The organism is Streptomyces sp. NPDC056734, assembly GCF_042790455.1.
Classification (GTDB): domain Bacteria; phylum Actinomycetota; class Actinomycetes; order Streptomycetales; family Streptomycetaceae; genus Streptomyces.
On record NZ_JBHTZD010000007.1, the window covers coordinates 1 to 24,825 of the forward strand.

Annotated in this window: 19 protein-coding genes and 1 tRNA gene; 11 read left to right on the forward strand and 9 right to left on the reverse strand. The window is 70.6% G+C overall.

From position 1 onward, the window contains the following. The 3 genes from ACFRFC_RS12135 to ACFRFC_RS12145 all read left to right on the forward strand — a co-directional run. On the forward strand, window positions 1-565 hold a 565-nt coding region (locus ACFRFC_RS12135), incomplete at its 5' end, for an RNA-guided endonuclease InsQ/TnpB family protein (RefSeq protein WP_383112615.1). A gap of 274 nt (window positions 566-839) precedes the next feature. Next, complete coding sequence (locus tag ACFRFC_RS12140) at window positions 840-1,424, forward strand: DUF6932 family protein (protein WP_382682843.1); 585 nt, start codon at window positions 840-842, stop codon at window positions 1,422-1,424. Window positions 1,425-1,510: 86 nt separating this feature from the next. Further along, window positions 1,511-2,350 (forward strand): hypothetical protein, encoded by an 840-nt coding sequence (locus ACFRFC_RS12145; protein ID WP_382682840.1) that lies wholly within the window; start codon window positions 1,511-1,513, stop codon window positions 2,348-2,350. Between the two features lie 140 nt (window positions 2,351-2,490). Here ACFRFC_RS12145 and aspS read toward each other — a convergent pair whose 3' ends face one another. Beyond that, entirely contained in the window at window positions 2,491-4,254 is a 1,764-nt protein-coding gene (gene aspS, locus ACFRFC_RS12150) for an aspartate--tRNA ligase (RefSeq protein WP_382682839.1), read from the reverse strand. Between the two features lie 322 nt (window positions 4,255-4,576). Between aspS and ACFRFC_RS12155 the strand changes: the two genes are divergently transcribed. Continuing rightward, window positions 4,577-6,907 (forward strand): SpoIIE family protein phosphatase, encoded by a 2,331-nt coding sequence (locus ACFRFC_RS12155; RefSeq protein ID WP_382682837.1) that lies wholly within the window; start codon window positions 4,577-4,579, stop codon window positions 6,905-6,907. Between the two features lie 392 nt (window positions 6,908-7,299). Here ACFRFC_RS12155 and ACFRFC_RS12160 read toward each other — a convergent pair whose 3' ends face one another. The 3 genes from ACFRFC_RS12160 to ACFRFC_RS12170 form a co-directional block, all read right to left on the reverse strand. Next, a complete protein-coding gene (locus ACFRFC_RS12160) occupies window positions 7,300-8,355 on the reverse strand; it encodes an AI-2E family transporter (protein WP_382682835.1) in 1,056 nt (351 codons plus the stop codon). Window positions 8,356-8,430: 75 nt separating this feature from the next. Continuing rightward, window positions 8,431-9,408 (reverse strand): pirin family protein, encoded by a 978-nt coding sequence (locus tag ACFRFC_RS12165; RefSeq protein WP_382682833.1) that lies wholly within the window; start codon window positions 9,406-9,408, stop codon window positions 8,431-8,433. A 140-nt stretch (window positions 9,409-9,548) separates the two neighbouring features. Then, a complete protein-coding gene (locus ACFRFC_RS12170; RefSeq protein WP_382682830.1) occupies window positions 9,549-10,028 on the reverse strand; it encodes an SseB family protein in 480 nt (159 codons plus the stop codon). 145 nt (window positions 10,029-10,173) lie between these two features. Here ACFRFC_RS12170 and ACFRFC_RS12175 point away from each other — a divergent pair, with 145 nt between their 5' ends. Both ACFRFC_RS12175 and ACFRFC_RS12180 read left to right on the forward strand, forming a co-directional pair. Then, window positions 10,174-12,000, forward strand: coding sequence for an acyl-CoA dehydrogenase (locus tag ACFRFC_RS12175; protein ID WP_382682827.1), 1,827 nt, complete (start codon window positions 10,174-10,176; stop codon window positions 11,998-12,000). Between the two features lie 279 nt (window positions 12,001-12,279). Further along, on the forward strand, window positions 12,280-13,575 hold the full coding sequence (locus ACFRFC_RS12180; RefSeq protein WP_382682825.1) for a M18 family aminopeptidase: 1,296 nt from the start codon (window positions 12,280-12,282) through the stop codon (window positions 13,573-13,575). A 24-nt stretch (window positions 13,576-13,599) separates the two neighbouring features. Here the strand turns inward: ACFRFC_RS12180 and ACFRFC_RS12185 are convergent, their stop codons facing one another. Next, the gene (locus ACFRFC_RS12185; protein ID WP_382682822.1) at window positions 13,600-13,944 is read right to left on the reverse strand and encodes a hypothetical protein; all 345 of its coding nucleotides are present in this window, start codon (window positions 13,942-13,944) and stop codon (window positions 13,600-13,602) included. Window positions 13,945-13,996: 52 nt separating this feature from the next. Continuing rightward, window positions 13,997-15,835 (reverse strand): NHL domain-containing thioredoxin family protein, encoded by a 1,839-nt coding sequence (locus ACFRFC_RS12190; protein WP_382682820.1) that lies wholly within the window; start codon window positions 15,833-15,835, stop codon window positions 13,997-13,999. Between the two features lie 510 nt (window positions 15,836-16,345). On the opposite strand from ACFRFC_RS12190, the gene ACFRFC_RS12195 reads away from it, so the two are divergent. After that, window positions 16,346-16,840, forward strand: coding sequence for an LURP-one-related/scramblase family protein (locus ACFRFC_RS12195; protein WP_382682818.1), 495 nt, complete (start codon window positions 16,346-16,348; stop codon window positions 16,838-16,840). Between the two features lie 123 nt (window positions 16,841-16,963). Here ACFRFC_RS12195 and ACFRFC_RS12200 read toward each other — a convergent pair whose 3' ends face one another. Then, window positions 16,964-17,761: a carbon-nitrogen family hydrolase gene (locus ACFRFC_RS12200; RefSeq protein WP_382682815.1), complete on the reverse strand. Its 798-nt coding sequence runs from the start codon at window positions 17,759-17,761 to the stop codon at window positions 16,964-16,966. 215 nt (window positions 17,762-17,976) lie between these two features. On the opposite strand from ACFRFC_RS12200, the gene ACFRFC_RS12205 reads away from it, so the two are divergent. Further along, on the forward strand, window positions 17,977-18,801 hold the full coding sequence (locus ACFRFC_RS12205) for a maleylpyruvate isomerase family mycothiol-dependent enzyme (protein WP_382682814.1): 825 nt from the start codon (window positions 17,977-17,979) through the stop codon (window positions 18,799-18,801). Between the two features lie 132 nt (window positions 18,802-18,933). Here the strand turns inward: ACFRFC_RS12205 and ACFRFC_RS12210 are convergent, their stop codons facing one another. Both ACFRFC_RS12210 and ACFRFC_RS12215 read right to left on the reverse strand, forming a co-directional pair. Continuing rightward, a complete protein-coding gene (locus tag ACFRFC_RS12210) occupies window positions 18,934-20,247 on the reverse strand; it encodes a nitrate/nitrite transporter (RefSeq protein ID WP_382682812.1) in 1,314 nt (437 codons plus the stop codon). Next, window positions 20,244-20,933 carry a GntR family transcriptional regulator gene (locus ACFRFC_RS12215; RefSeq protein WP_382682810.1) on the reverse strand — a complete coding sequence of 230 codons (690 nt, stop codon included), beginning with the start codon at window positions 20,931-20,933 and terminating at the stop codon, window positions 20,244-20,246. Before ACFRFC_RS12215 ends, ACFRFC_RS12210 begins: the two co-directional genes overlap by 4 nt. 262 nt (window positions 20,934-21,195) lie before the next feature. On the opposite strand from ACFRFC_RS12215, the gene ACFRFC_RS12220 reads away from it, so the two are divergent. The 3 genes from ACFRFC_RS12220 to ACFRFC_RS12230 all read left to right on the forward strand — a co-directional run bounded on the left by ACFRFC_RS12220 (window position 21,196) and on the right by ACFRFC_RS12230 (window position 24,682). Next, a complete protein-coding gene (locus ACFRFC_RS12220; protein ID WP_382682808.1) occupies window positions 21,196-22,095 on the forward strand; it encodes a D-alanyl-D-alanine carboxypeptidase family protein in 900 nt (299 codons plus the stop codon). A 178-nt stretch (window positions 22,096-22,273) separates the two neighbouring features. Continuing rightward, window positions 22,274-22,345: transfer RNA gene (locus ACFRFC_RS12225), tRNA-Gly, on the forward strand. A gap of 3 nt (window positions 22,346-22,348) precedes the next feature. Continuing rightward, complete coding sequence (locus ACFRFC_RS12230; protein ID WP_382682805.1) at window positions 22,349-24,682, forward strand: hypothetical protein; 2,334 nt, start codon at window positions 22,349-22,351, stop codon at window positions 24,680-24,682. Window positions 24,683-24,825: the final 143 nt, after the last annotated feature.

Consider the following 24,825-nt stretch of genomic DNA (forward strand, 5'->3'; position numbering starts at 1 on the left):
CCAGCGGCGCGCCGCACGCGCCCCCAAGGAAAGCGACCTCAAGACCGCCGGGTACTCCAGAGTCGCCAAGCTCAAAGCACGCGAGGCGAACCGACGCAAGGACTGGTGCGAGAAGACCAGCACCATGCTCGCCCGCACCTACGACGTGGTGCGGTTCGAGAAGCTGAACATCAAGACCATGACCCGTTCCGCGAAAGGAACGATCGAGGAGCCGGGCAAGCGGGTGGCACAGAAGGCCGGGCTGAACCGAGCGATCCTCGCCCAAGGGTGGGGACTGCTCCGGCAGCGCACCGGGCACAAGGCGCCCGGCCGGGTCGAAGACGTACCCGCCCCGTACACGAGTCTGCGGTGCAGTGCCTGCGGATGGATCGACAAGAACTCGCGCAAGAGCCAAGCTGAGTTCGTCTGTTCCTCCTGCGGCTTCACCTGTAACGCGGACACCAACGCAGCAACCAATGTCGCGGCAGGACAGGGCGGGATCCCCCGCCCCCGGCGTACAGCCGGTGCCGGAGGGACGACAGCGGCCACCAGCCGTTCGAGCGTCCGTGAACCTCAGCCCAAATAGGTTGGAATCCCCCTCTTTTAAGAGGGGGAGGATGTCAAAACTGCGAGGGCTGCGAACGCGCGATCCGGACTCCGTTACCCGGGTCCTACTGCCGCGACTGCCGAGAAACTCTCCCGAAAGCCGGCTGACCCGCGCCATATCGGCCACCCCCATTCCCTGGAATCCCCGAATCCCTGACAGGCCAGGCCCCCTCCCGGAAGGATGATCCGCACGGAAGTCGGGGGGACTGATGACGCCCTCAGCCAGGAGTACGCCGCACCGGACAGGACCTCACGTGCTGCCATCATTCGACGCAAATGGACATCTTCCGCTCGGCCGGTACTCCGTTTCCCTCGACGAAGCGGAGTCCATGCTGGTCAGCGCTCCGGAGTTCGAGACTTCGACGAAGCGCAGACCGCTATGGGACGGCTTCATCGACTACCTCGATCGCTTCCTCCTGCTCGAAGATCAGCACGCGGACACGCTCGACGGCCTCACTCTCGTCCACCGCATATGGCTCGGTGGCAGTTTCGTCAGTACGAAACCAGACCCGGGAAACGTCGACACGACCATTCTGGTCGACATACGTGCGGAGCGGGCCGTTCGGGGCAGGCCCGGCTCGAAGTGGCTGACCACCGCCTTCCAGAGCCGGGACAGCATGAAACGCAAGTTCGGCGTATCGCCGGTCAGGGTCGGGTATCAGCCGGTCAATCACGTCTTCCGGCACGACCGCATGACAGTCGAAGAACGGACATACTTCATGCAGCGGGGTGTTTGGGACGACTGGTGGCAGCGAAATCGTCTGCCGGACCAGGCAGACCGCTCCCCGTCCGTGAGGAGTGCCGCCCCGGCACGCGGATACCTGGAGGTGCGACTGTGACGGGCGAGAGCTGGCGCGAGCGCAGGCGCGCGCTCCTGGCGAGGGACCCCACAGCGGCTGAATCCGCGGCGCGTCTCCTCGCTGAGATGGGGACAGAGGAGCGAGGCGAAGAGGAGATCGAAGCCGAGCATCGAGCGAGCCGACTCGCCGCAATGCGGGAGTACGAACCGTCGGCACGCCTCGACGAAGAGCTGCTGCTCCGCCTGACCGGCCCGGACGCCGATGGCGGCGCGCTGCGCTTCCAGTGGGGAAACGCCCTGCTCAGCCCCCTGGAAAACGCGATCTCCGTCGCGGCTGGAACGCCGGTCCAGCTGGAACTCACGGGCATCTCAGCGGGCAGTACCGTCGTGCACGCCCGGCCTGTCGACACCACCGCCCCGGCGGAGGCGGACACGCTGGACGCGCCCGCCACATCAGCGGCCAGTACCGGCCTGGCCTCGCTCACCGAGCTTCTGCACGCCCTGGAGTCGGAACAGGATGTCCGCGAGTGGGCCCGTCTCTTCGACACCGTGGACGCGCTGGCACGCGCGCTGAGCAAGTACCGGCTCGATCTGGGGGTGACCTGGTACAGCGCGGACGGCGGTACGCGCCGGGCTCGGCTGACCGAGCGCGGCAGACAGTACGTGGAACGGCTCCGCGAAACCAGGGACCGCAGTCAGGAACTCGTCGTCTCCGGGCGCATCACCGAACTACGGGAAAGCGGCTGGGTCAAGGTCAAGACGGGCACAGCCAAAAACGCCCCGGCCTACGACGTACATTTCGAGAATCCCGACGAACTGCTGCGTATGCGCCCCGGCCTTGGGGACAACGTCCATTTCCGGCTCCGCTTCACTCAACGGCTGGATGCCGTGGGCATCGCACGATCCGCCGAATACACCTACCTGGGACCGGCGGCGGAACAGACGGCGCTTCCTCTTGATGCCTGATGCCTGGCCTGTGAGTGGTGGGCCTCCACCGAGCGGGAACCGGTCTTCGCCCGCGCATCCCCTGAGCCAGGAGAACTCCCGGCTCAAAACCGAGGGCCGGAGACCACCTGGCTCTCCGGCCCTCACGCCTACTGCCGTGCTTACTTCGGCTGCGGTTTGCGCACCGACAGGTGCAGCTCCCTCAGCCGCGACTCGTCCAGCTCCGTCGGCGCGCCCATCAGCAGGTCCTGGGCGTTGCCGTTGAGCGGGAAGGAGATCGTCTCGCGGATGTTGGGCTCGTCGGCGAGGAGCATGACGATACGGTCCACGCCGGGGGCGATGCCGCCGTGCGGCGGGGCGCCGAAGCGGAACGCGCGGAGCATGCCGGCGAACTTGTCCTCGACCGTGTCCCGGTCGTACCCGGCGATCTCGAACGCCTTCAGCATGATCTCCGGCTCATGGTTGCGGATCGCGCCGGAGGACAGCTCGACGCCGTTGCAGACGATGTCGTACTGCCAGCCCAGGATGGACAGCGGGTCCTGGGTCTCCAGGGCATCGAGGCCGCCCTGCGGCATGGAGAACGGGTTGTGCGAGAAGTCGATCGCGCCGGTGTCCTCGTCCCGCTCGTACATCGGGAAGTCGACGATCCAGCAGAACCGGAAGACGTTCTCCTCGAAGTGACCGGCGCGCTTCGCGGCCTCGACCCGCACCGCGCCCATGATCTTCGAGACCTCCTCGAAGTCACCCGCGCCGAAGAACACCGCGTGACCGGCCGCCAGGCCGAGCCGCTCGGTGAGGACCTTGACGTTGTCCTCCGTCAGGAACTTCGCGATCGGGCCCGTCAGCGACCCGTCCTCGGCGACCCGCACCCACGCCAGGCCCTTGGCGCCCAGCGTGATCGCGTACTCGCCGAGCTGGTCGAAGAACTTGCGCGGCTGGTCCTGGACCGCCGGAACCGCCAGCGCCCGTACATGCTTGCCCGCGAACGCCTTGAACTCCGAGCCCTCGAAGACATCGGTGATGTCCACCAGCTCCAGCTGGGCCCGCAGATCCGGCTTGTCGGAGCCGTACTTCAGCATCGCCTCGCGGAACGGGATCCGGGGGAAGGGGGAGGTGACGTGCCGGCCCCCGCCGAACTCCTCGAACAGCTCCGTCATCAGCCGCTCGATCGGCTGGAAGACGTCCTCCTGCTCCACGAAGGACATCTCCACGTCGAGCTGGTAGAACTCGCCCGGCGAACGGTCGGCCCGCGCGTCCTCGTCGCGGAAACAGGGCGCGATCTGGAAGTAGCGGTCGAACCCGGAGATCATCAGCAGCTGCTTGAACTGCTGCGGGGCCTGCGGCAGCGCGTAGAACTTGCCCGGGTTCAGGCGGGACGGGACCACGAAGTCGCGGGCGCCCTCGGGAGACGTCGCCGACAGGATCGGCGTCGCCATCTCGTTGAAGCCCAGCGCCGTCATCTTGTGCCGGATCGCCGAGATGACCGCCGTACGCAGCATGATGTTGCGGTGCATCCGCTCGCGGCGCAGGTCCAGGAAGCGGTACTCAAGGCGCCGCTCCTCGTTGACCCCGTCCTCGGCGTTGATCGTGAAGGGGAGGGGCTGAGCCGCGCCCAGCAGCTCCACCTCGCCGACCTCGACCTCGATCTCGCCCGTCGGCAGGTCGGGGTTCACGTTCTCGGCGCCCCGGGAGACGGCCTTGCCGTCCACCCGCAGCGTCGATTCCTTGGTCAGCTTGTCCAGGGCCTCGTAGGCGGGCGTGCCGGGGCGGGCGACCAGCTGCGTGATGCCGTAGTGATCGCGCAGATCGATGAAGAGGATGCCGCCCAGGTCGCGCCGATTGTGCAGCCAGCCACTCAGCCGGACGTCGGTGCCGACGTCAGAGGCGCGTAGCTCACCGCAGGTGTGGGACCTGTACCGATGCATCGTCGTTCATCCAGCCTTCGCTGCTCGGGGAGTATCTCGGGGTTTCGGGGTTCTTAGGGTTTTGGGGTAGCGCTGAGGTGGGGTTTGTTTCACGTGAAACGTCGCCCCCAGGGTACCGGCCGCCCCGGACGCCCTTCCCCCGTATTGGCGCGGCCCCCACTGCCGCGAGACCCGCCCCGAGAGCCGCCCGGAGTGCCGCCCGGAGTGCCATCCGGAGAGCCTCCCCGTGGCACCTCCGCAGACCTCACGTGACCCGGGAGGACAACGGTCACACATACGACATCAGTGGCATTGTTCGATCGGATCTTCTTACAGTGGGGCAATGCGCACTGGTGAGCCCCTGCCAGCGGTCGAGCAGGTACTCGCCGCACTGGCCACGGGCCTCTGGCATTGGGACACCTCGATCGGGCAGGTCACGGTGGATGCCGAGGCCGCCCGACTGCTCGGTCTGCCCGCCGAGCCGACCGTCCTCACGGAGGCCCAGGTCAGGGCCCGGCTGCACCCCGTCGACTGGAACGAGATCACCGGCGTGGTGCAGCTCGCCGTCGCCGAGGGCACCCTCGCCGAGGTGCGCATCCGGATCATGGACGAGCGAGGCCGGATCGTCCGGATCGTCCGCAGCCGTTCGAAACCGTCCTTCGACCCGGAGAAACGGGCCTACGAGCTGATCGGCACGCTCCAGGAGGTCACCGAGCCCGCCCCGGGCACCCCGGCCGGGCGGCGGGCGGTCACCGGCGACTGGCGACGCTCACGCGAGGCGTTTCTCCTGGACGCGGGCCGGGCGCTGGCCGAGGCCCGCTCCACCACCGAGGTGCTGCGGGTCGCGGCCGGGCTGTCGATGCCCGGTTTCACCCCGGCCGGGCTCGCCGTGTTCGGCGTCGAGGGCGACCGGCTGACGATCGTCGGCCACCACGGGCACCAGCCCGGCGACGAGGCCCCCTTCTCCCACATGTCCCTGGCGACGGACTATCCGGCGGCCGAGGTGTGCCGCACCGGCCGGGCCGTCTATCTCTCCTCGCCCGGCCAGTACAAGTCCCGCTACCCCGTCACCTGGCCGCTCGCCGAGGGGTTCGGACGGCAGTCCTGGGCGTTCCTGCCGCTGACCGTCGCCGGGCGCACGATGGGCGCCTGGATGGCCGCGTTCGCCTACCCCGTGGCGTTCAACCCGGACGAGCGGTCCGTGCTGACCACCGTGGCCCGGATGCTCGCCCAGGCCCTCGCCCGCGCCGGGATCGCCGAATCCGAGCGGGAACTGACCGACGGACTCCAGCGCTCCATGCTGCCCACGCTCGGCCCGGAGATCCCCGGCATGACCGTCGCCGCCCGCTATGTCCCCACCGGGGGCGGCCTCCAGGTCGGCGGCGACTGGTACGACATGATCCCGCTGCCGGGCGACGGCGGACGGTTCGCCCTGGTCATCGGGGATGTCCAGGGCCATGACGTACGGGCCGCCGGTCTCATGGGCCAGCTGCGGACCGCGCTGCGCGCCTACGCCTCCGAGGGCCACCGCCCCGACGCCGTGCTCTCCCGCGCCTCCCGCTTCCTCAACGGCATCGGCTGCCAGCACGACGACACCGGCGACCCGCGCTTCGCGACCTGTCTGTACGTCGAGGCCGACCCGGCGACCGGCGTGCTCGACATCGCCCGCGCGGGCCATCCCGACCCGGCGATCCGGATGGCGGACGGGACCGTGCTGCGCCGGGCCACCCCCGGCGGGCTGCCGCTGGGCATCGACCCGGACGCCGACTACCCGACGACCACCTTCGCCCTCCAGCCCGGCGAGACGCTGATGCTGTGCACGGACGGGTTGATCGAGACCGGCGGCCATGACCTGGACACCGGCTGGCAGCGGCTCCGGACGATCCTGGAGGACCACGAGGGCGACCTGGAGACGCTCGCCGACGCGCTGGTCCAGGCCGTCCACGGCCCGTCCTCGCACCACACCACCGGCCCGCTCGCCGATCGCCGCGAGGACGACATCGCCGTACTGCTGCTGTGCCGGCAGGGCCCGGGGTGCGGCTGCGGCGAGTCGGTGACCACCCTCCCGCTGACCCGGCGCACCATGCTGACCGTGGCGCAGGCCGAGCCGGAGCGGATCGCGGTGGCCCGGCAGCAACTGCGCGAGCTGCTGCACGACTGGTACTCGGCCGACCAGGTGGACTCCACCGTGCTCCTGGTCTCCGAGCTGCTCACCAACGTCCTCGTGCACACCGACACCGACGCACTGCTCATCGCCGAGATCACCGGCGACCCGGGGGCCCGGCGGATACGGGTGGAGGTCACCGACGCGGGCGACGACCTCCCGCACAAGCGCCGCCCCGGCGAGCTGGCCTCCTCCGGGCGCGGCCTCGTCCTCATCGAGCTGCTGGCACACGCGTGGGGGGTGGATCCGCGCGGCGAGGGCAAGAGCATCTGGTTCGAGCTGCTGGAGGCGGAGGGGGAGGTGTCTCCCGTGTCCCCTCTGTCGCCTCTATCGCCCCTGGCTCCCCTGGCTCCCCTGGCTCCCGGGGACGGGCCGGTGATCGCGCTGGCGGTGGAGGGGTTGGAGGACCTGGGGGAGCTGGGCGACTCGGGGGATGTGAGTGGCTTGGCTGGCCTGGATGGCCGGGGTGACTCGGGTGGCTTCGAGGACGAGGACGAGGCTGGCGCATAGCCGGACGCAGGGCGAGCGGCCGGGACGCTGGGACGCCGGCCGAACCCGCGGACGGGGAGCGGGGAACGGGGAACGGGACGAGCGACAGGCAGCGGGCCGGGCAACCAGGAACCGGACGGACGACAGGAAGCGGAGCCTCGGACCCCGGGCCTCGGGCCTCGGCGTACGCGGGGGTGCCCCGCCCACCCCGCACCCCCGCTTCCCACGATCCGGGCGTTTGACCGAGCGCGGCCGGCGTGGCGCACCTCACCCTCCGTACTCTCGAATCACTGTCCGTGAAGGCGAGTCGCCCGTGCCGCACGCCTTCCGGCAGCCCAGCCCCGGCCCAGGCACCTGCCCTCCTGGACCGGGGCGTCCCATGTCCGGGGGACCGCGAGGTCCCGTGCGAGTCGCTAGAGGTCCGCCGCCCCGGACGCCGGGGCCGGAGCGTAGTGGTCGCGCAATTCGCTGAGGACACCGAACGCCGCCGCCGTGAGCGGTACGGCCAGCAGCATGCCGAGGATCCCGGCCACGGACGCGCCCGCGGTGATGGCGAGCATCACGACCGCCGGATGCATCTGCACGGTCCGGCTCTGGATCATCGGCTGGAGCACATGTCCCTCCAGCACCTGCACGGCGAGCACCACCCCGAGCGCCCACAGCGCGATCACGAACCCCCGGTCGGCCAGGGCGACCAGGACCGCGACCGCGCCGGAGAGGAAGGCGCCGAGGTAGGGGATGTACGCGCCGACGAAGACCAGCGCCCCGAGGCCCATCGCGCCGGGCACGCGCAGGATCAGCAGGCCGATGGTGATGCACAGGGCGTCGATGAAGGCGATGAGGGTGGTGCCGCGCATGAAGCCCTCGACGGCCCGGAAGGCCCGCCGGGCCATCGCCTCGACGGCGTCGGCGGTGCCGCGCGGCGACAGCGAGCGCAGCGCGGCACCGGCCCGGTCGGAGTCGCGCAGGAAGAAGAAGACCAGCAGCAGCGCCAGTACGGCCAGGGCGATGGTCTCGCCGACCACGCTGACCCCGCTGATCACCCCGGAGGCCGCCGTGCCGCCGAACTTGGTCAGCAGGTCCCTGGAGTTGGAGGCGAGGTCGTTCAGGGAGGTACCGGCCGCCCCGAAGTGCTGGGCGAGCGAGGTCGCGGCCTCCTTGAGGGAGGCGATGATCTGGTCGCCGGAGGAGATGAGCGCGGCGACGACGATATAGACGGCACCGCCGACGACGGCCACGACGGCGACGCAGGTGAGGGCGGCGGCGAGCGACCGGTTGACCCTCGCCTTCACCAGCCGCTTGTGGAAGGGGCGCAGCAGCGCCGTGCCGAGCAGGGCGAGCAGCACCGGCACCACGGCCGTACGCAGCTCCACGACCAGCCGGATCCCGATGTACCCCACGCCCGCCACCAGCAGAATCACGGCGCACCAGGCGGCGAGACGGCGTACGGGCTCGGGTAGCAGGCGCATCCGTCCAGCGGAACACGCGACGGGCGGGCTGTCCTGTCCGGACAGCCCGCCCGGGTGACCCGAGGTGACAGGGCGTCAGCCCTGGGGGCCCTCCTGCGTCATGCCGTGCACCGCCGGGATGGTGCCGAGGCGGCCCTTCTGGAAGTCGTCGAACGCCTGCTGGAGTTCGTCACGGGTGTTCATGACGAAGGGTCCGTAGTGCGCCATCGGCTCCCGGATCGGCTGTCCGCCGAGGAGTACGACCTCCAGGTCCGGGGTGTTGCCGTCCTGCTTCTCGTCCGCGCGGACGGTCAGCGAGGAGCCGTCGCCGAAGACCGCGGTCTGGCCGAGCTGGATCGGCCGCCGCTCGGCGCCGACCGTGCCGCGTCCGGCGAGGACGTAGGCGAGACCGTTGAAGTCCTCGCGCCACGGCAGGGTCAGTTCCGCGCCCGGCGCGAGCGTGGCGTGGATCATCGTTATCGGGGTGTGGGTGATGCCGGGACCGGCGTGTCCGTCCAGCTCACCGGCGATGACGCGGAGCAGCGCGCCGCCGTCGGGGGTGGTGAGGAGCTGGACCTGGCCACCGCGGATGTCCTGGTAGCGGGGCGCCATCATCTTGTCCTTGGCGGGGAGGTTCACCCACAGCTGGAGGCCGTGGAAGAGACCGCCCGAGACGACGAGGTGCTCCGGCGGGGCCTCGATGTGCAGCAGACCGGCGCCGGCCGTCATCCACTGGGTGTCACCGTTGGTGATGGTGCCACCGCCGCCCTGGCTGTCCTGGTGGTCGAAGATCCCGTCGATGATGTAGGTCACGGTCTCGAAGCCGCGGTGGGGGTGCCAGGGGGTGCCCTTGGGCTCGCCCGGCGCGTACTCCACCTCGCCCATCTGGTCCATCATGATGAACGGGTCGAGATGGCGGTAGTTGATGCCCGCGAACGCCCGGCGCACCGGGAAGCCCTCGCCCTCGAAACCGCCCGGGGCGGTCGTGACGGCGAGCACGGGACGTGCCACGGCGTCGGCGGATGCGGTCACTCGGGGCAGCGTCAGCGGGTTCTCGACGGTCACAGCGGGCATGTCGGTACCTCCTTGAGTACGACCACTTTAGTTGACTGTTGAACTTTCTGCCACCCGTAACGAAGAAAGCCCGGAGGGCATTCCCTCCCGGGCTTTCTTCGTTACAGGCGCCGCACTCGATGACACCGAGCCGGGCGCGATCAGCCGCCGTACATCCTGCGCATCGCGAAGTCGACCATCTGCTCGACGGCCTTCGCGTCGAAGACCATGCGATGCTCGCCCTCCATGTCCAGGACGAACCCGTAGCCGGTCGGCAGCAAGTCGATCACCTCGGCGCCGGTGATCACGAAGTACTTGGACTCCTTGCCCGCGTAGCGCCGCAGCTCCTTGAGCGAGCTGAACATCGGGATCACCGGCTGCTGGGTGTTGTGCAGGGCGAGGAAACCGGGGTTGTCACCGCGCGGGCAGTACACCTTCGAGGTGGCGAAGACCTGCTGGAAGTCCTCGGCCGGCATCTGGCCCGTGGTGAAGGCGCGCACCGCGTCGGCGAGCGAGGGCGGCGACGGCTCCGGATACAGCGGCTGCTGCTGCCCGTATCCCCCCGCACCGCCGGACATCTGCTGCGGCTGGGCGTACTGCTGCGCACCGCCGTTGTCCATCGGCTGCCCGTATCCGTACATGCGCGCAAGCGTACCGAGGGGCAGGGGGCGGATGGCGCCGGGTCGTAGACCCTTCTCACACTTGGCCGAGTAGGGGTTGCTTCTTATTACTGGCGGGTAGCATCATCGGAGTACTGATTGAGACTCTCGCTACGGAGCCATCGCCATGGGGCACTACAAGTCGAATCTCCGCGACATCGAGTTCAACCTCTTCGAGGTGCTGGGACGCGACAAGCTGTACGGCACCGGCCCGTTCGAGGAGATGGACACCGATACCGCCAAGAGCGTCCTGGAGGAGCTGACCCGGCTCGCCGAGCACGAGCTGGCCGAGTCCTTCGCCGACGCCGACCGCAATCCGCCGGTCTTCGACCCCGAGACCGGCACCGCCCCGCTCCCGGACTCCTTCAAGAAGGGCTACCGGGCGTTCATGGACTCGGAGTACTGGCGGCTGGGCCTGCCCGAGGAGATCGGCGGCACCACCGCCCCGCCCTCGCTGATCTGGTCGTACGCGGAGCTGGTCCTGGGCGCCAACCCGGCGATCTGGATGTACTCCTCGGGCCCGGCGTTCGCCCGCATCCTCTTCGAGGAGGGCACCGAGGAACAGCGGCGGATCGCCTCCCTCGCCGTCGAGCGGACCTGGGGCTCGACCATGGTGCTCACGGAGCCGGACGCCGGTTCGGACGTGGGCGCGGGGCGCACCAGGGCGGTCCGGCAGGAGGACGGCTCCTGGCACCTCGAGGGCGTGAAGCGGTTCATCACCTCCGGTGAGCACGACATGGAGGAGAACATCCTCCACTACGTGCTGGCCCGCCCCGAGGGCGCCGGCCCCGGTACCAAGGGCCTCTCCCTCTTCCTGGTCCCGAAGTACCTCTTCGACACCGAGACCGGCGAGCTGGGCGAGCGCAACGGCGTGTACGCGACGAACGTCGAGCACAAGATGGGCCTGAAGGCGTCCAACACCTGCGAGCTGACCTTCGGCGACCGGCACCCGGCCAGGGGCTGGCTGATCGGCGACAAGCACGACGGCATCCGGCAGATGTTCCGGATCATCGAGTTCGCCCGGATGATGGTCGGCACCAAGGCGATCTCCACCCTGTCCACGGGCTATCTGAACGCGCTGGAGTACGCCAAGGAGCGCGTCCAGGGCCCCGACCTGGCGAACTTCATGGACAAGGCCGCGCCCAAGGTCACCATCACCCACCACCCGGACGTCCGCCGCTCACTGATGACGCAGAAGGCGTACGCGGAGGGCATGCGCGCGCTCGTGCTGCACACGGCGTCCGTCCAGGACTCCATCGCCCTCAAGGAGGCGGCCGGCGAGGACGCGTCCACCGAGCACGCGCTCAACGACCTGCTGCTGCCGATCGTGAAGGGCTACGGCTCGGAGAAGGGCTACGAGCAGCTCGCCCAGTCGCTCCAGATCTTCGGCGGCTCCGGGTTCCTCCAGGAGTACCCGATCGAGCAGTACATCCGGGACGCCAAGATCGACACGCTGTACGAGGGCACGACGGCGATCCAGGGGCAGGACTTCTTCTTCCGGAAGATCGTCCGCAACCAGGGCGCCGCGCTGAACTCGGTCGCCGACGACATCAAGCAGTTCCTGGCGCTGGGCACGGGCGGCGAGGAGCTGTCCGGCGCCCGGGAGCACCTGGCGAAGGCGGCCGTCGAGCTGGAGGCGATCGTCGGCCTGATGCTGACCGACCTCGCGGCCACCGAGCAGGACGTGAAGAACATCTACAAGGTGGGCCTGAACACCACCCGGCTGCTGCTGGCCTCCGGCGATGTGATCGTCGGCTACCTGCTGCTGCGCGGGGCCGCGGTCGCCGCCGAGAAGCTGCCGACGGCGTCCGCCCGGGACAAGGCGTTCTACACCGGCAAGATCGCGGCGGCGAAGTTCTTCGCGGCCAGTGTGCTGCCGGGCGTCACCCTGGCCCGCAGGGTCGCCGAGACCGTCGACCTGGACCTGATGGAGCTGGACGAGGCCGCGTTCTAGGGTCTTGGTCCTGGCCGCCGTCCGGGGCTCTTGCGGCGGTCGTCCGGGGCTCTTCCGGCCGCCGTCCGGGCGTCGTCCGGGCGTCGTCCGGGCCTCTTGCGGGCCTCGTCCGGACCTCTCCCGGGCCTCTACCGACCCGGTTGCCGGACCCCCTCGTTCTGGGCTGTTCCGGTGGATCCCGGCCAGGTCCGTGATCTACCGGCGGGTCTCCACACCGTCCTCACCAGGGCCCGCTCCCACCACGGGGAGTGGGCCTGGATACGTCGTTAAAGTGAACCCATGAGCGAAGCCCCCCGCCTCGACCGCGGCCACACCGACGACCTGATGTCCTTCCTGGCGGCCGGGCCGTCGCCGTACCACGCCGTGGCGAACGTCGCCGAGCGGCTGGAGAAGGCCGGTTTCAGGCAGGTCGCCGAGACGGACGCCTGGGAGGCGGGCAGCGGCGGCAGGTATGTGCTGCGCGGGGGCGCGATCGTGGCGTGGTGGGTGCCGGAGGACGCCGAGCCGCACACGCCCTTCCGGATCATCGGCGCGCACACCGACTCCCCCAGTCTGCGGGTGAAGCCGCTGCCGGACACCGGTGCGTACGGCTGGCGGCAGGTGGCGGTGGAGATCTACGGCGGGCCGCTGCTGAACTCCTGGCTGGATCGCGATCTGGGCATCGCGGGCCGGCTGACGCTGCGGGACGGTTCGACGCGGCTGGTCGATGTCGCGCGCCCGCTGCTGCGCGTCCCCCAGCTGGCCATCCACCTGGACCGCTCGGTCTCCTCCGAGGGCCTCAAGCTGGACAAGCAGCGGCATCTGCAACCGGTGTGGGGGCTCGGCGAGACGCGGAACGGCGATCTGATCGCCTTCCTGGAGCAGGAGGCCGCGCTGCCGGCCGGCTCGGTCGCGGGCTGGGACCTGATGCTGCACCCCGTGGAGCCGCCCGCCTATCTGGGCCGCGACCAGGAGCTGATGGCGGGCCCCCGGTTGGACAACCTGCTCTCGGTGCACGCCGGTACGGCGGCCCTGACGGCGGTCGCCACCAGCGGTGACGCTCTGCCGTACATCCCGGTGCTGGCGGCCTTCGACCACGAGGAGAACGGTTCGCAGTCCGACACCGGCGCGGACGGGCCGCTGCTCGGCTCGGTGCTGGAGCGGTCCGTGTTCGCCCGCGGCGGCACCCTGGAGGACCGGGCGCGCGCCTTCGCCGCCACGGTCTGTCTGTCCTCCGACACCGGCCACGCCGTCCACCCCAACTACGCCGAGCGCCACGACCCGACGCACCACCCCCGCGTCAACGGCGGCCCCATCCTCAAGGTGAACGTCAACAACCGTTACGCCACCGACGGTTCGGGCCGCGCCGTCTTCGCCGCCGCCTGCGAGAAGGCGGGCGTCCCCTTCCAGTCCTTCGTCTCCCACAACACCATGCCCTGCGGCACCACCATCGGCCCCATCACCGCGGCCCGCCACGGCATCCGCACGATCGACATCGGGGTGGCGATCCTGTCGATGCACAGCGTGAGAGAGCTGTGCGGGGTGGATGATCCGCACATGCTGGGGAATGCGTTGGTGGCGTTTTTGGAGGGGTGACGGGGCGAGGGCGGGGCCGGGGTGTCAGTCGCCGGAGGCTTCGGATCCGGTGTCGGATGCGGCGTCGGATCCGGTGTCGGCCTCGGATGCTGACAGCCGGTCGGCGATGGCATGGACGGCGACGAGCACAGTGGCGAATCCGCCCCGCATCTCTGCCTCCAGAGATTCGATCTTGCGCCCCTGCTCCACCTGCGTCTCACGCAACGCCATCAGCAACTGCCGTTGCGCCCGCTGCTCCGTCTTGAACTCCGCCACATCACGATCGTTTATGGCGACAATCGCCCGCGTCGTCGTGATCTGCTCACGCAGAGCATCCATTTCCGCCTCAAGTGCGTTCATACGACGCCGCAGCTCCTCGGTCTCACTCATACGGCCCAGCGTAGCCGAGGTCCGACTACGCAGAGTCGTTTCCTCTTGACCCTCAGTCATTCATCCCCGCGAGCACCAGCGGCAGCCGGTCCGCCCCCGTCTCCGCCAGCCGTACCGGCACCCCCCAGTCCTGCTGATGGACATGGCAGGCCGGGTACTCGTTGGCGGGATCGTCGTCGCAGGACGCGGCCATCGCGGAGATATGGAGGACGCCCTCCGGCACGGCGGGGTCGAGATCGAGGTCGCGGGAGAGATCCGTACCCGCGCCCTCGCCGGCGCGCAGGAGTTCCGGGGGCGTGGCGGAGACGAGGAGGCGGGTCGAGGGGCCGTAGCGGGTGTCGAGCTTCTGGCCGGTGGGGGCCTGGAAGATCACGTCGAGGCGGAGCCGTCCCGGCGTCACCTCGGTCGCCGCGCGCCGGGTGCGGTGGGCGACGGACTCGACCCGTACCGCCTCCTCGGGGAGCCGCAGCCGGGTCAGCCGGTGGCGGGCGGACTCCACGACGAGGATGTCGGCGCCGGTGAGGACGGCGTCGCTGGGCTCGCGCAGATCCGTGGCGAGGGTGGTGACCTCGCCGGTCGCGGGGTCGTAGCGGCGCAGGGCGTGGTTGTAGGTGTCGCTGACGGCCACCGAGCCGTCGGGCAGGGCGGTGACGCCGAGCGGGTGCTGGAGGAGGGCCTGGCCGGCGGGGCCGTCGCGGTGGCCGAAGTCGAAGAGGCCGGTGCCGACGGCGGTGTGCACGGAGCCGTCGGGGGCCACCCAGCGCAGGGCGCTGGTCTCGGAGTCCGCGAGCCAGAGCCGGTCGGGGGTGGCGGCGAGGCCCGACGGCTGGGCGAACCACGCGTCGGCGCCGGGCCCGTCGAGCAGACCTTCGTTGGTGGTGCCGGCGGTGACCGTCACCGACCCGTCGGCGGGGTCGTACGCCCACAGCTGGTGCACCCCGGCCATCGCGATCCACACCCGGTCCTGCCACCAGGCCACGTCCCACGGTGAGGAGAGCGGGACCTCGCGGGCCGGGCCGGAGGCCGGGTCGCCCTGCATCCACTGGCGGCCGGTCCCGGCGAGTGTGGTGGTCTCGCCGGTCCGCGGGTCGAAGCGGCGCAGGGTGTGGTTGACGGTGTCGGCGACGACGACCGTGCCGTCCGGCAGCAGGGCGAGCCCTTGCGGTTCCTGGAAACCGGCCCGGTCGGGCGGGCCGTCGGCCGATCCGCGCCCGCCCTGTCCGATCCGCCGCAGGACCGTCTCCGCGTCCGCCGCCAGTTCCACCAGCTGATGCCGGGTCGTGTCGCTGACCAGGAAGGTCCCGCCGGGCAGCGCCAGCACCTTGCCGGGGAACCGCAGGACCGTCGGCTCGGGCTCGGGCGCCACGTACGGGCCGTCACCGCGCCGCAGGGTGCCCTTGGCGGCGTGCTCGCCCTCCAGTTCCTCGACCAGGCGTTCGATGGCGTGCGCATGCCCCTCACCGGCGTGCTGGGCCACGATGTACCCCTCGGGGTCGATCACCACGAGCGTGGGCCAGGCCCGTACCGCGTACTGCTTCCAGGTCGCCAGTTCCGGATCGTCGAGCACCGGGTGCGCCACGCCGTACCGCTCCACGGCGTCCACGACCGCCGCGTGCTCGGCCTCGTGCACGAACTTCGGCGAGTGCACGCCGATCACGACGACCGTGTCCCGGTGCTTCTCCTCCAGCTCGCGCAACTCGTCCAGGACATGCAGACAGTTGACGCAGCAGAATGTCCAGAAATCGAGGATGACGATACGTCCGCGCAGGTCGGCGAGGGTGTACGGGGTACCGCCGGTATTCAGCCAGCCGCCCTTGCCGATCAGCGCGGGGGCACGGACACGGGCGCGGCGGCGGGGCGCGGAGGTGGGCGCCGGGACAGCGTCGTTCATCCCGCAAGCTTGCCATCCGGGTATGAACGCCGGGTCACAGGTCGGCGTGGGGGGGATCGGTGGCGGGGGAGGGTTCCGGGGCGGCCCACATGGCATTGCCGGGGCGGGGCGAGAGCCGGTAGGAGGGCCGGGGGGGTGGGCGCCGGGTACCTGGGGGTCTTCGCGGGGTGCCTGGAGGTCGCGGGAGATCACCTTGTCCGAGGCCGCCTTCTATGTGCTGGTCACGGCGGCGGTCCAGGATCCTGACCCCAGGGCCAACCGCGGGTGCGTCGAGCCGGCGCTGAACGCGTTCGGGTACCGGCGGGTCCGCTCACGGCCCGAGCCCATCCGGACGGCTGCCTCCGCCATCGGGTCGAACACCAGGTCGGCCACGGCTGACCCGGCACCGCAGGTCAGTGGCCTCGGCGCGGCAAGGGAACGCGGCACCCTCAGCCCGTCGCCCTCCGGTCGGCGTCAGCCCGTCGGCCTACCCCCCGCGTCGCACGCCGCCCTCCGGGGAACCCGTCACGCATGAGATTCCTTGTGCGTGAACGATTGCTCGGCTTCGGCGACGACTACTGGATCGAGGACGACCGTGGGAACAAGGCGTTCCTGGTCGACGGCAAGGCGATGCGGCTGCGGGAGACCTTCGAGCTGAAGGACCCGCAGGGGCAGGTGCTGATCGACATCCGGCAGAAGATGTTCGCCCTGCGGGACACGATGGTGATCGAACGCGACGGCGAGCAGCTCGCCCGCATCCGCCGCAAACGCCTCTCGCTGCTGCGCAACCACTACCGCGTCTCCCTGGCCGACGGCACCGAACTCGACGTCAGCGGCAAGATCCTCGACCGGGAGTTCGCCATCGAGTACGACGGTGAGCTGCTCGCCGTCATCTCCCGCCGTTTCCTGCATGTCCGGGAGACGTACGGCGTGGACGTGGTCCGCGAGGACGCCGACCCGGCGTTGCTGATCGCCGTCGCCGTGTGTGTGATCCAGCTGGCGGAGAAGGACCGGGACGGGGACTGAGGGACGGGGACTGAGGGACGGCGACGCCCCGCATTCCTCGTCACCGGACAAGGCCAACGCCCCTCACCTCGCGGGACGAGGGCAGCGCCCCTCACCTCACCGGCAGCCAGGCGACGCCCCGTCTCACCGCCCCGGCGCCCGAACCCCCAGCACGCGGTCCTTCAGCGCCGGGAACTGTTCCCGCGTCTGCGCCACCTTCCCCGGGTCGAACTCCACCCGGAGCACCTCTTCTCCACCCCCGGCCTCACCCAGGATCTCCCCCCAGGGACCGACCACGATCGAGTGACCGGCCTGTGGAACTCCCGCGTGGGTCCCGGCCGTTCCACAAGCAAGAACGAACGCCTGGTTCTCCACCGCCCGTGCCTGAGCCAGCAGCGTCCAGTGCCCGCGCCGCCGCTCCGGCCACCCCGCCGGAATCACCAGGGTCTCGGCCCCGGCGTCCACCAGTCCACGGAAGAGTTCGGGGAAACGGAGGTCATAGCAGGTAGCCAGCCCCAGCACGGTCTGCGGAAGCCGTGCGGTCACCAGTTCCCGCCCCGCGCTCATCAGGACGGCCTCGCCCTTGTCGAAGCCGAAGCGATGGATCTTGCGATAGGCGGCGACCGGCTCACCGGAAGGAGAGAAGACGAGAGAGGTGTTGTAGAGCGGCCCCTCGGGATCCCGCTCGGGGATCGACCCGGCGTGCAGCCACACGCCCGCGTCGCCCGCCGCCCTCGCCATGGCCTCGTACGTCGGCCCGTCCAGCGGCTCGGCCTGCCGGCCGAACTCCTCGAAGGCGAAGGCTCCGGTGGTCCACAGCTCCGGCAGCACCACCAGATCCGCGGCCCCCGCCTGGTCTCTCACCAGCGAAGCCACCCGTTCCCTACGCGATTCGACCGATTCGCCCTCGTTAATAGCGATCTGGAGGAGAGAGGCGCGCACACTACCACCGTCCTGGCATTCGAGCCGTCCACACGGGCCTACGATCGTCACACGAAAGCACTGCCGGGCTGACTCCCAGCAGCGTAACTTGGGGGTCCTCCCCGGTTCGAGTCCAGCCGAGAACCGGGGGAGGCCGAGACGCCGCCGACAGCCACCTCCCACTGGCAATGCCGCCACCACCTGCCCGTGACACGACCGCCGAGGGGTCCCGTTCCGTGAGTCTGCATCCCACCCTCCAGCCCTACGCCGACGCCTGGACCCATTCCATCGAAGCGATATCCGAGCTGGTGGTGCCACTCGTGGAGGCCGACTGGAACCGCCGCACGCCCTGCCCGGGCTGGTCCGTCCGGGACATCGTGTCCCACGTCATCGGCCTGAACAACGAGATGCTGGGTGACCCGCGCCCCATCCACACCCTGCCGCGCGATCTGTTCCACGTCACCAACGACCACCAGCGCTATATGGAGATGCAGGTCGACGTCCGCCGGCACCACACCTCGCCGGAGATGACGTCCGAGCTGGAGTACACGGTGATCCGCCGCAACCGCCAGCTGCGCAACGAGTCGCGCGATCCGGGCACGAAGGTGCGCGGGCCGCTGGGCGCGGAGCTGACGCTGGAGGCGGCGATGCGCGGCCACGCCTTCGACATGTGGGTGCACGAGCAGGACCTGCGCGCGACGCTGGGCTCCCCCGGCGATCTCGACTCCCCCGGCGCCCAGGTCGCCCGGGACGTGCTGCTCGACGCGCTGCCCGCGATCGTCGCCGACAAGGCGGACGCGCCCCGCAGTTCGGCGATCGTCTTCGATGTGCACGGCCCGATCGAGTTCCTGCGCACGATCCGGGTCGACATCCAGGGCCGCGGCACCCTGGAGACCGCCCCCGCGCTCGGCCCCGCCGCCACCCTCAGCCTCGACTGGGAGACCTACGTCCGGCTGGCCTGCGGCCGGGTCACCCCGGAGGCGGTGGCCGACCGGGTGAAGACGGAGGGCGACCCGAAGCTGACGGCGGCGATCCTGCGGAACTTCACCGTCACCCAGTAGCAGTAGCAGTAGCAGTACGAATAGCGGCACCGGTACCCGTACCGGTAGCAGTTGCACGAGGTTGAGTTGCGGTCGGGGTCTGGGGGCTGCCGCCCCCAGAGCCGCAGTGGCCGGCGCGTGACATGAGTTCGGTCACACCGGGACGTGCACCGTCTCCACCCGGCTGGCGACCAGCCGTTCCCGTTCGATGCGGGCCACCCGGCCGCGCAGCCGGAGCATCTGGCTGACGCCCAGGGCCTGGAGCACGAAGACGACGGAGAAGGCGACGCCGTAGTTGCCGCCGGACGCGTCGAGCAGTACCCCGATGGCGAACAGGGTCGTCATGGAGGCGACGAAGCCTCCCATGTTGGTGATGCCGGAGGCGGTCCCCTGGCGTTCGGGCGGGTTCGCCGGGCGGGCGAAGTCGAAGCCGATCATCGAGGCGGGTCCGCACGCGCCGAGCACCGCGCAGAGCACGATCAGCAGCCACAGGGGCGCATGCGCGCCGGGCCAGACCAGGGTCACCGCCCACAGGACGGCCGTCGCACCGACCGTGCCCAGCGCGAGAGGGAGCCGGGCGCCGTGCTGCCGGGCGACGATCTGGCCGTAGACGAGGCCGACGGCCATGTTGGACAGGACGACGACGGTGAGCAGCGCGCCCGCGCCGCCCCGGCTGAGCCCCTGCGCCTCGACCAGGAACGGCAGCCCCCACAGCAGCAGGAACACCATCGCCGGGAACTGGGAGGTGAAGTGGACCCACAGCCCGAGCCGGGTCCCCGGTTCGCGCCAGGACGCGGTGATCTGGCGGCGGACGTAGGCGGCGCCCAGATGCGGCAGGGGCTCCGGCTCATGGCCCTCGGGGTGGTCCTTGAGGAAGAGCAGCAGCAGGACGAGGACGACGACACCCGCGAAGGCGCTGCCGGCGAACGCGGCGGTCCAGCCGATGCCGTCCAGCAGCGGGGCGAGGGCGAGGGTGGAGACCAGATTGCCGGCCATGCCCACCAGTCCGGCGAGCTGGGCGATGAGCGGTCCGCGCCGGGCGGGGAACCAGCGGCTGCCGAGCCGCAGCACACTGATGAAGGTCATCGCGTCACCGCAGCCGAGCAGCGCACGCGAGCCGAGGGCCGTGCCGTACGAGGGGGAGAAGGCGAAGCCGAGCTGTCCGGCCGTGAACAGCACGGCGCCGATGGCCAGCACCTTCTTGGTGCCGAGCCGGTCGACCAGCAGGCCGACGGGTATCTGCATGCCGGCGTAGACCAGCAGCTGGAGTATGGAGAAGGCGGACAGGGCCGAGGCGTTGACCTCGAAGCGGTCGGCGGCGTCGAGGCCGGCCACCCCCAGTGACGTACGGAAGATGACGGCGACGAAGTAGACCGCGACGCCTATGCACCAGACGGCGGCGGCCCGCCGGCCGCCGGGTGGATCGCCGGGGAGCGAACCGGCGGCCGATCCGGAGGCGGCGCTCACCGCACCTCACCCCGGGCCAGATGGGAGAACCATCCGACATGCCGGTGGACGACGGCGACGGCCTCCTCGGCGTCACCGGCGCGCAGCGCGTCCAGTATCTCCGCGTGCTCGGCGAGGGTCTTGGCGATCCGGTCGGGGTGGGAGTGCATGACGGCGACGCCCATCCGCAACTGGCGGTCGCGCAGCTGGTCGTAGAGGCGGGACAGGATCTCGTTGCCGCCGCTGCGCACGATCTCGGCGTGGAAGGAGCGGTCGGTGACGGCGGCGGCGGCGAGGTCCCCGGCGGCGGCCTGCGCCTCCTGCCGGGCGAGGAGTTCGGCCAGCCGTCCGAGCAGGGCGGGCGGGGCGGGTACGGCCTTGCGCGCCGCGTGCTCCTCGACGAGCAGCCGGGTCTCCACGACGTCGGCGATCTCCTGCGCGGAGACCGGCAGCACCAGGGCGCCCTTCTTGGGGTAGAGCTTGATCAGCCCTTCCGCCTCCAGGCGCAGCAGCGCTTCGCGCACCGGGGTGCGGGACACCCCGACGGCCTCGGCCAGTTCGCCCTCGGTGAGCAGTGCGCCGCCCTCGTAACGCCGTTCCAGGACGCCTTCCTTGACGTGGGCGTACACCCGGTCTGCGGCGGGGGGCCGCTTGGTCTTCTGGTGGGCCTTCTCGGAGTTCTCGGCGGGCACGGTGAGGGACGGCATGCCGACAGGATAGATACAACACGTACGCATCAGGGAGCCTCGTCCATCATCCGGACCCCGGACCTCTCGGATATCCGGACCTCTCGGACATCCGGACACCGACCCTCGGACATCCGGACACCGGCTCTCAGACGGCTCTCATGGTTTTCTCATCTGACGTACAACCCTTGATCCTTCCGGTGAGTCAGACATGTGCGGCCCTCCATTTCCCCGTTCCATGGGCCGCACCACAGGGGAATTCAACTTCATCGGGGTACTTCACTTGAAAACCGGCATTCAGGGCACTCAGCTTCGCAGAGCCGTCGCGGTCACCGTGACCTCCGGCGCGATGCTCGCGGCCGCCGCCTTCTCCGCGGCACCCGCGCAGGCGGCCGTCGCCAAGCCCTCGATCGTGGCCCAGGGCGGCTACGTGATGAACAACGCGAACGGCAAGACGCTCCACAGCAAGAACGCGGACGTCAAGCGGTCCACCGGCTCGACGACGAAGATCATGACGGCCAAGGTCGTGCTGGCACAGCCGAACCTCAACCTGGACGCCAAGGTCACCGTCCAGAAGGCATACAGCGACTACATAGTGGCCAACACCGCCTCATCGGCACGGCTGATCGTGGGCGACAAGGTCACCGTCCGCCAGCTGCTGTACGGGCTGATGCTGCCGTCCGGCTGCGACGCCGCGTACGCGCTCGCCGACAAGTTCGGCAGCGGCTCGACACGAGCGGCGCGCGTGAAGTCGTTCATCGGCAAGATGAACACCACGGCCGGGCAGCTCGGCATGACGAACACGAAGTTCGACTCGTTCGACGGCATCAGCAACGGCTCGAACTACTCCACCCCGCGCGATCTGACCAAGCTCGCCAGCAACGCGATGAAGAACAACACCTTCCGCGCCCTGGTGAAGACCAAGTCGACCAAGCAGAAGGTGACCACGAAGAGCGGCGGCTACCGCTACTACACGTGGACCAACACCAACACCCTGCTCAGCAACTACAGCGGCGCCATCGGCGTGAAGACCGGCTCCGGCGCCCAGGCCAAGTACTGCCTGGTCTTCGCCGCGACCCGGGGCGGCAAGACCGTCATCGGCACGGTCCTGACCTCCACGTCCGCCGCCCAGCGCGAGAAAGACGCGAAGAAGCTGCTGGACTACGGCTTCGCCGTGATCTGACCCAGACCCGGACGACCGGCCAACGGGGGCCCGGCACACGGATGCCGGGCCCCCGGCGGCGTACGCGGGAAATACGTTTGTCCGTCCGCCCGTTCGACCTCTAGCGTCTGGGGAGGCCGGCCGGTCCCCGGGCATCCAGGACGACCAGGACAATCGGGGTGACCGCAGCGGCCACCGACGGCGTGTAGCTCAGCAGCAGAGCACCGGGCTTCCTACCCGGAGGGCGCGGGGGCGGCACCCGCCACGCCGGCTTATGAACGAGAACGCTGAGCAGCAGCACCCCCGGCCCACGGAAGCCGGCCCCGGCTACGGCTACGGCCAGTTGGCCAAGGCCCTGGCGACCGCCCGTACCCATCCCGACGCCGACACCCGGCGCCGCGCCGAGGACAAGGGCCGGGCCTGGCGGTCCGTACTGGCCGGGATGGCGAGCGGCAAGCTGCTGATCGGTTCGCGCACCCCGGTGGCCGGGCTGCCCGCCTGGGTCACCCCCGAGGTGGTGCGCGGCGGCTTCGCCACGGGCGAGCCGAGCGCGGGCGGACCCCTCCAGCCCTACGAGGTGGAGGCCGCGCGCCGCGCCGGGATCCCGGCGGAGCGGCGGGCGCTGTTCGAGCACTTCCTCACCGAGCCCGGTCTCGCCGGACTCGGCGAGCTGCTGGACAGCGGGCGGTACGAGATCGCCGTGCCCGAGGAGGCGGCGCTGCTGACGGTGGCGTGGCTGGCGCGGGCCGGGCAGATGGAGGCCGCGCTGGACCTGGTGGCGGAGCTGGCCCCGTTCGCGGACCGGCTGCGGTTCACGCCGCGCCCTTCGGAGCGGCCCGCCCCCGACGCGGGCGCGGTGCACCGGTACACGGCCGCCGACGCCCGGCACGCTCTGTCCCGGCGCGGGCCCAACACGGCGATCGAGACCCAGCGCGAGGCGCTCACCGTATGGGCCCCGTTCGCCGACGACCTGCTGACGCACTGGCTCTGGACCGCCGAGGACGGCGTGGTCCTGGCCCGTACGCCGGACGCGCACTGGCTGGCGGAGGGCGCCCGGCTGCTGAGCCGCTACCGCGACCTGGCCGGGCGGCACACGTACTGCACCAAGCACCTCGACCCCCGCGAGAACCTGGGCGTGCTGCGCACCGCGCTGGAGGTGACGGTCAAGGGCCGTCGGCCGGCGCCGCGCGAACTGGGCCTGCTGCGCACCGCGACGGCGGCGATGGTACGGCGCCGGGGGCTGCCCGGTTCCGCCGCGCACACCGCGCTGCGCCGCACCCAGGCGGCCCAGGCCGCGCTGCCGTCGTACCACGCGCTGGCCCGGGTGCTGGTGGACCGGCTCGCGGCGCTGCCGCAGGACACCGGGGTGGCTCAGGTCGAGCCGCTGCTGGCCCCGCTGGACACGGCGGAGGCGCGGGCGAGCGGCCTGCCCGCCGGTACGGTCGTGCCGTCCGCGCTGCGGGCGCCGGTCGAGTCCGTGCTGAGCGCGCCGCTGGACACGCTGGTGGAGCGCGGGGTGGTGCCGTCGGCGGAGGTACTGGCCGAGCTGGTCCCGCAGTTGGTGGCGGCGACCACCGCCCAGGCGTACCCGGACGACGCGCTGCGCACCCTGGCCGCCGCGAACTACCGCGCCTTCCGCAACCGCCGCTCACTGCTGCTGCTCGACCTGGCGCATCAGGTACGGGTGGAGGAGCTGCCGTGGGTCGCGGCCGTGGGCGGCGAGCGCTCGGGGACCGGGGCGTCCGACATCTCGGCGACGGCCCTGCGCCGGCTCGCCGAGCTGGCCGTACGGGCGTTCCCGGGCACGATCCTGCCCAACCCGCTGATCCGCGAGCTGTCCGTCCTCGCCCGGGCGGCCGGCCTGGACGCCCCGCTGGTGGAGGAGCTGGCGGCGGACATCTTCATGGGCACGTTCAGCCCGAAGTTCGCCGAGGCCGCACGGGTGGCGGCGGATCTGCTGTCCGACACCCTGTACGCCCGCTACTACGGCATCGATTACGCGGCGCTCGCCGCCCCGGCGGATTCCCGTGAACGCGGGCGGCGCGACGACCCGTCCTTCGCCCTGCTGTGTACGCAGCGCGCCGGGCGCTCCTCCAACGGCACGCTGACCACCGCGAACCGCAGCACGTCCGCCGACTCGCCCCACGCTTCCTGGTCGGTGCCCGCCAATGGCAAGGTCGTCGAGCAGGCCCAGATCCTCACCACCCACAATCTGGCGACCCTGGTCGCCCGCGCGGGCATCACCTCCGGCAAGCCCGATCTGGCCCGCCGCTCCTTCACCACGGTCTGCCGGCTGACGGCCCGCCTCCACAACAACCCGCGCCCCCTGCCCACCATCAAGGACACGGCCTACGCCTGGCGCCAGCTGATCTTCCATCTGTCCCTGTGCACCCCGCAGGACCAGTCCGACACCCTCGACTGGCTCTACGAGGAGGCCACCCGGCACGCCCCGCACGTCATCCACCGCTTGGCTCCGGCCCTCACCGGCCTCCACCGGACCGCCGAGGGCGGCACCCCGGACGAGGGCAAGGGCCACAGCCTGGTCGGCTGGAGCACGGACGGGCACTGGCTGCGGGTGGAGCGGTATCGCAGGGGACGGAGTAGGTGACAGAGGAGACGGAGTAGGTGACGGAGGGGACGGAGCGGGTGACGGAGGGGGCGGAGCGGGTGACGGAGGGGGGGGGGGGGGCGGCGGGTCAGCCGCGGGGCCCCCACAACCCCCCCCACAACACCCCCACCCAAAAGCACAAA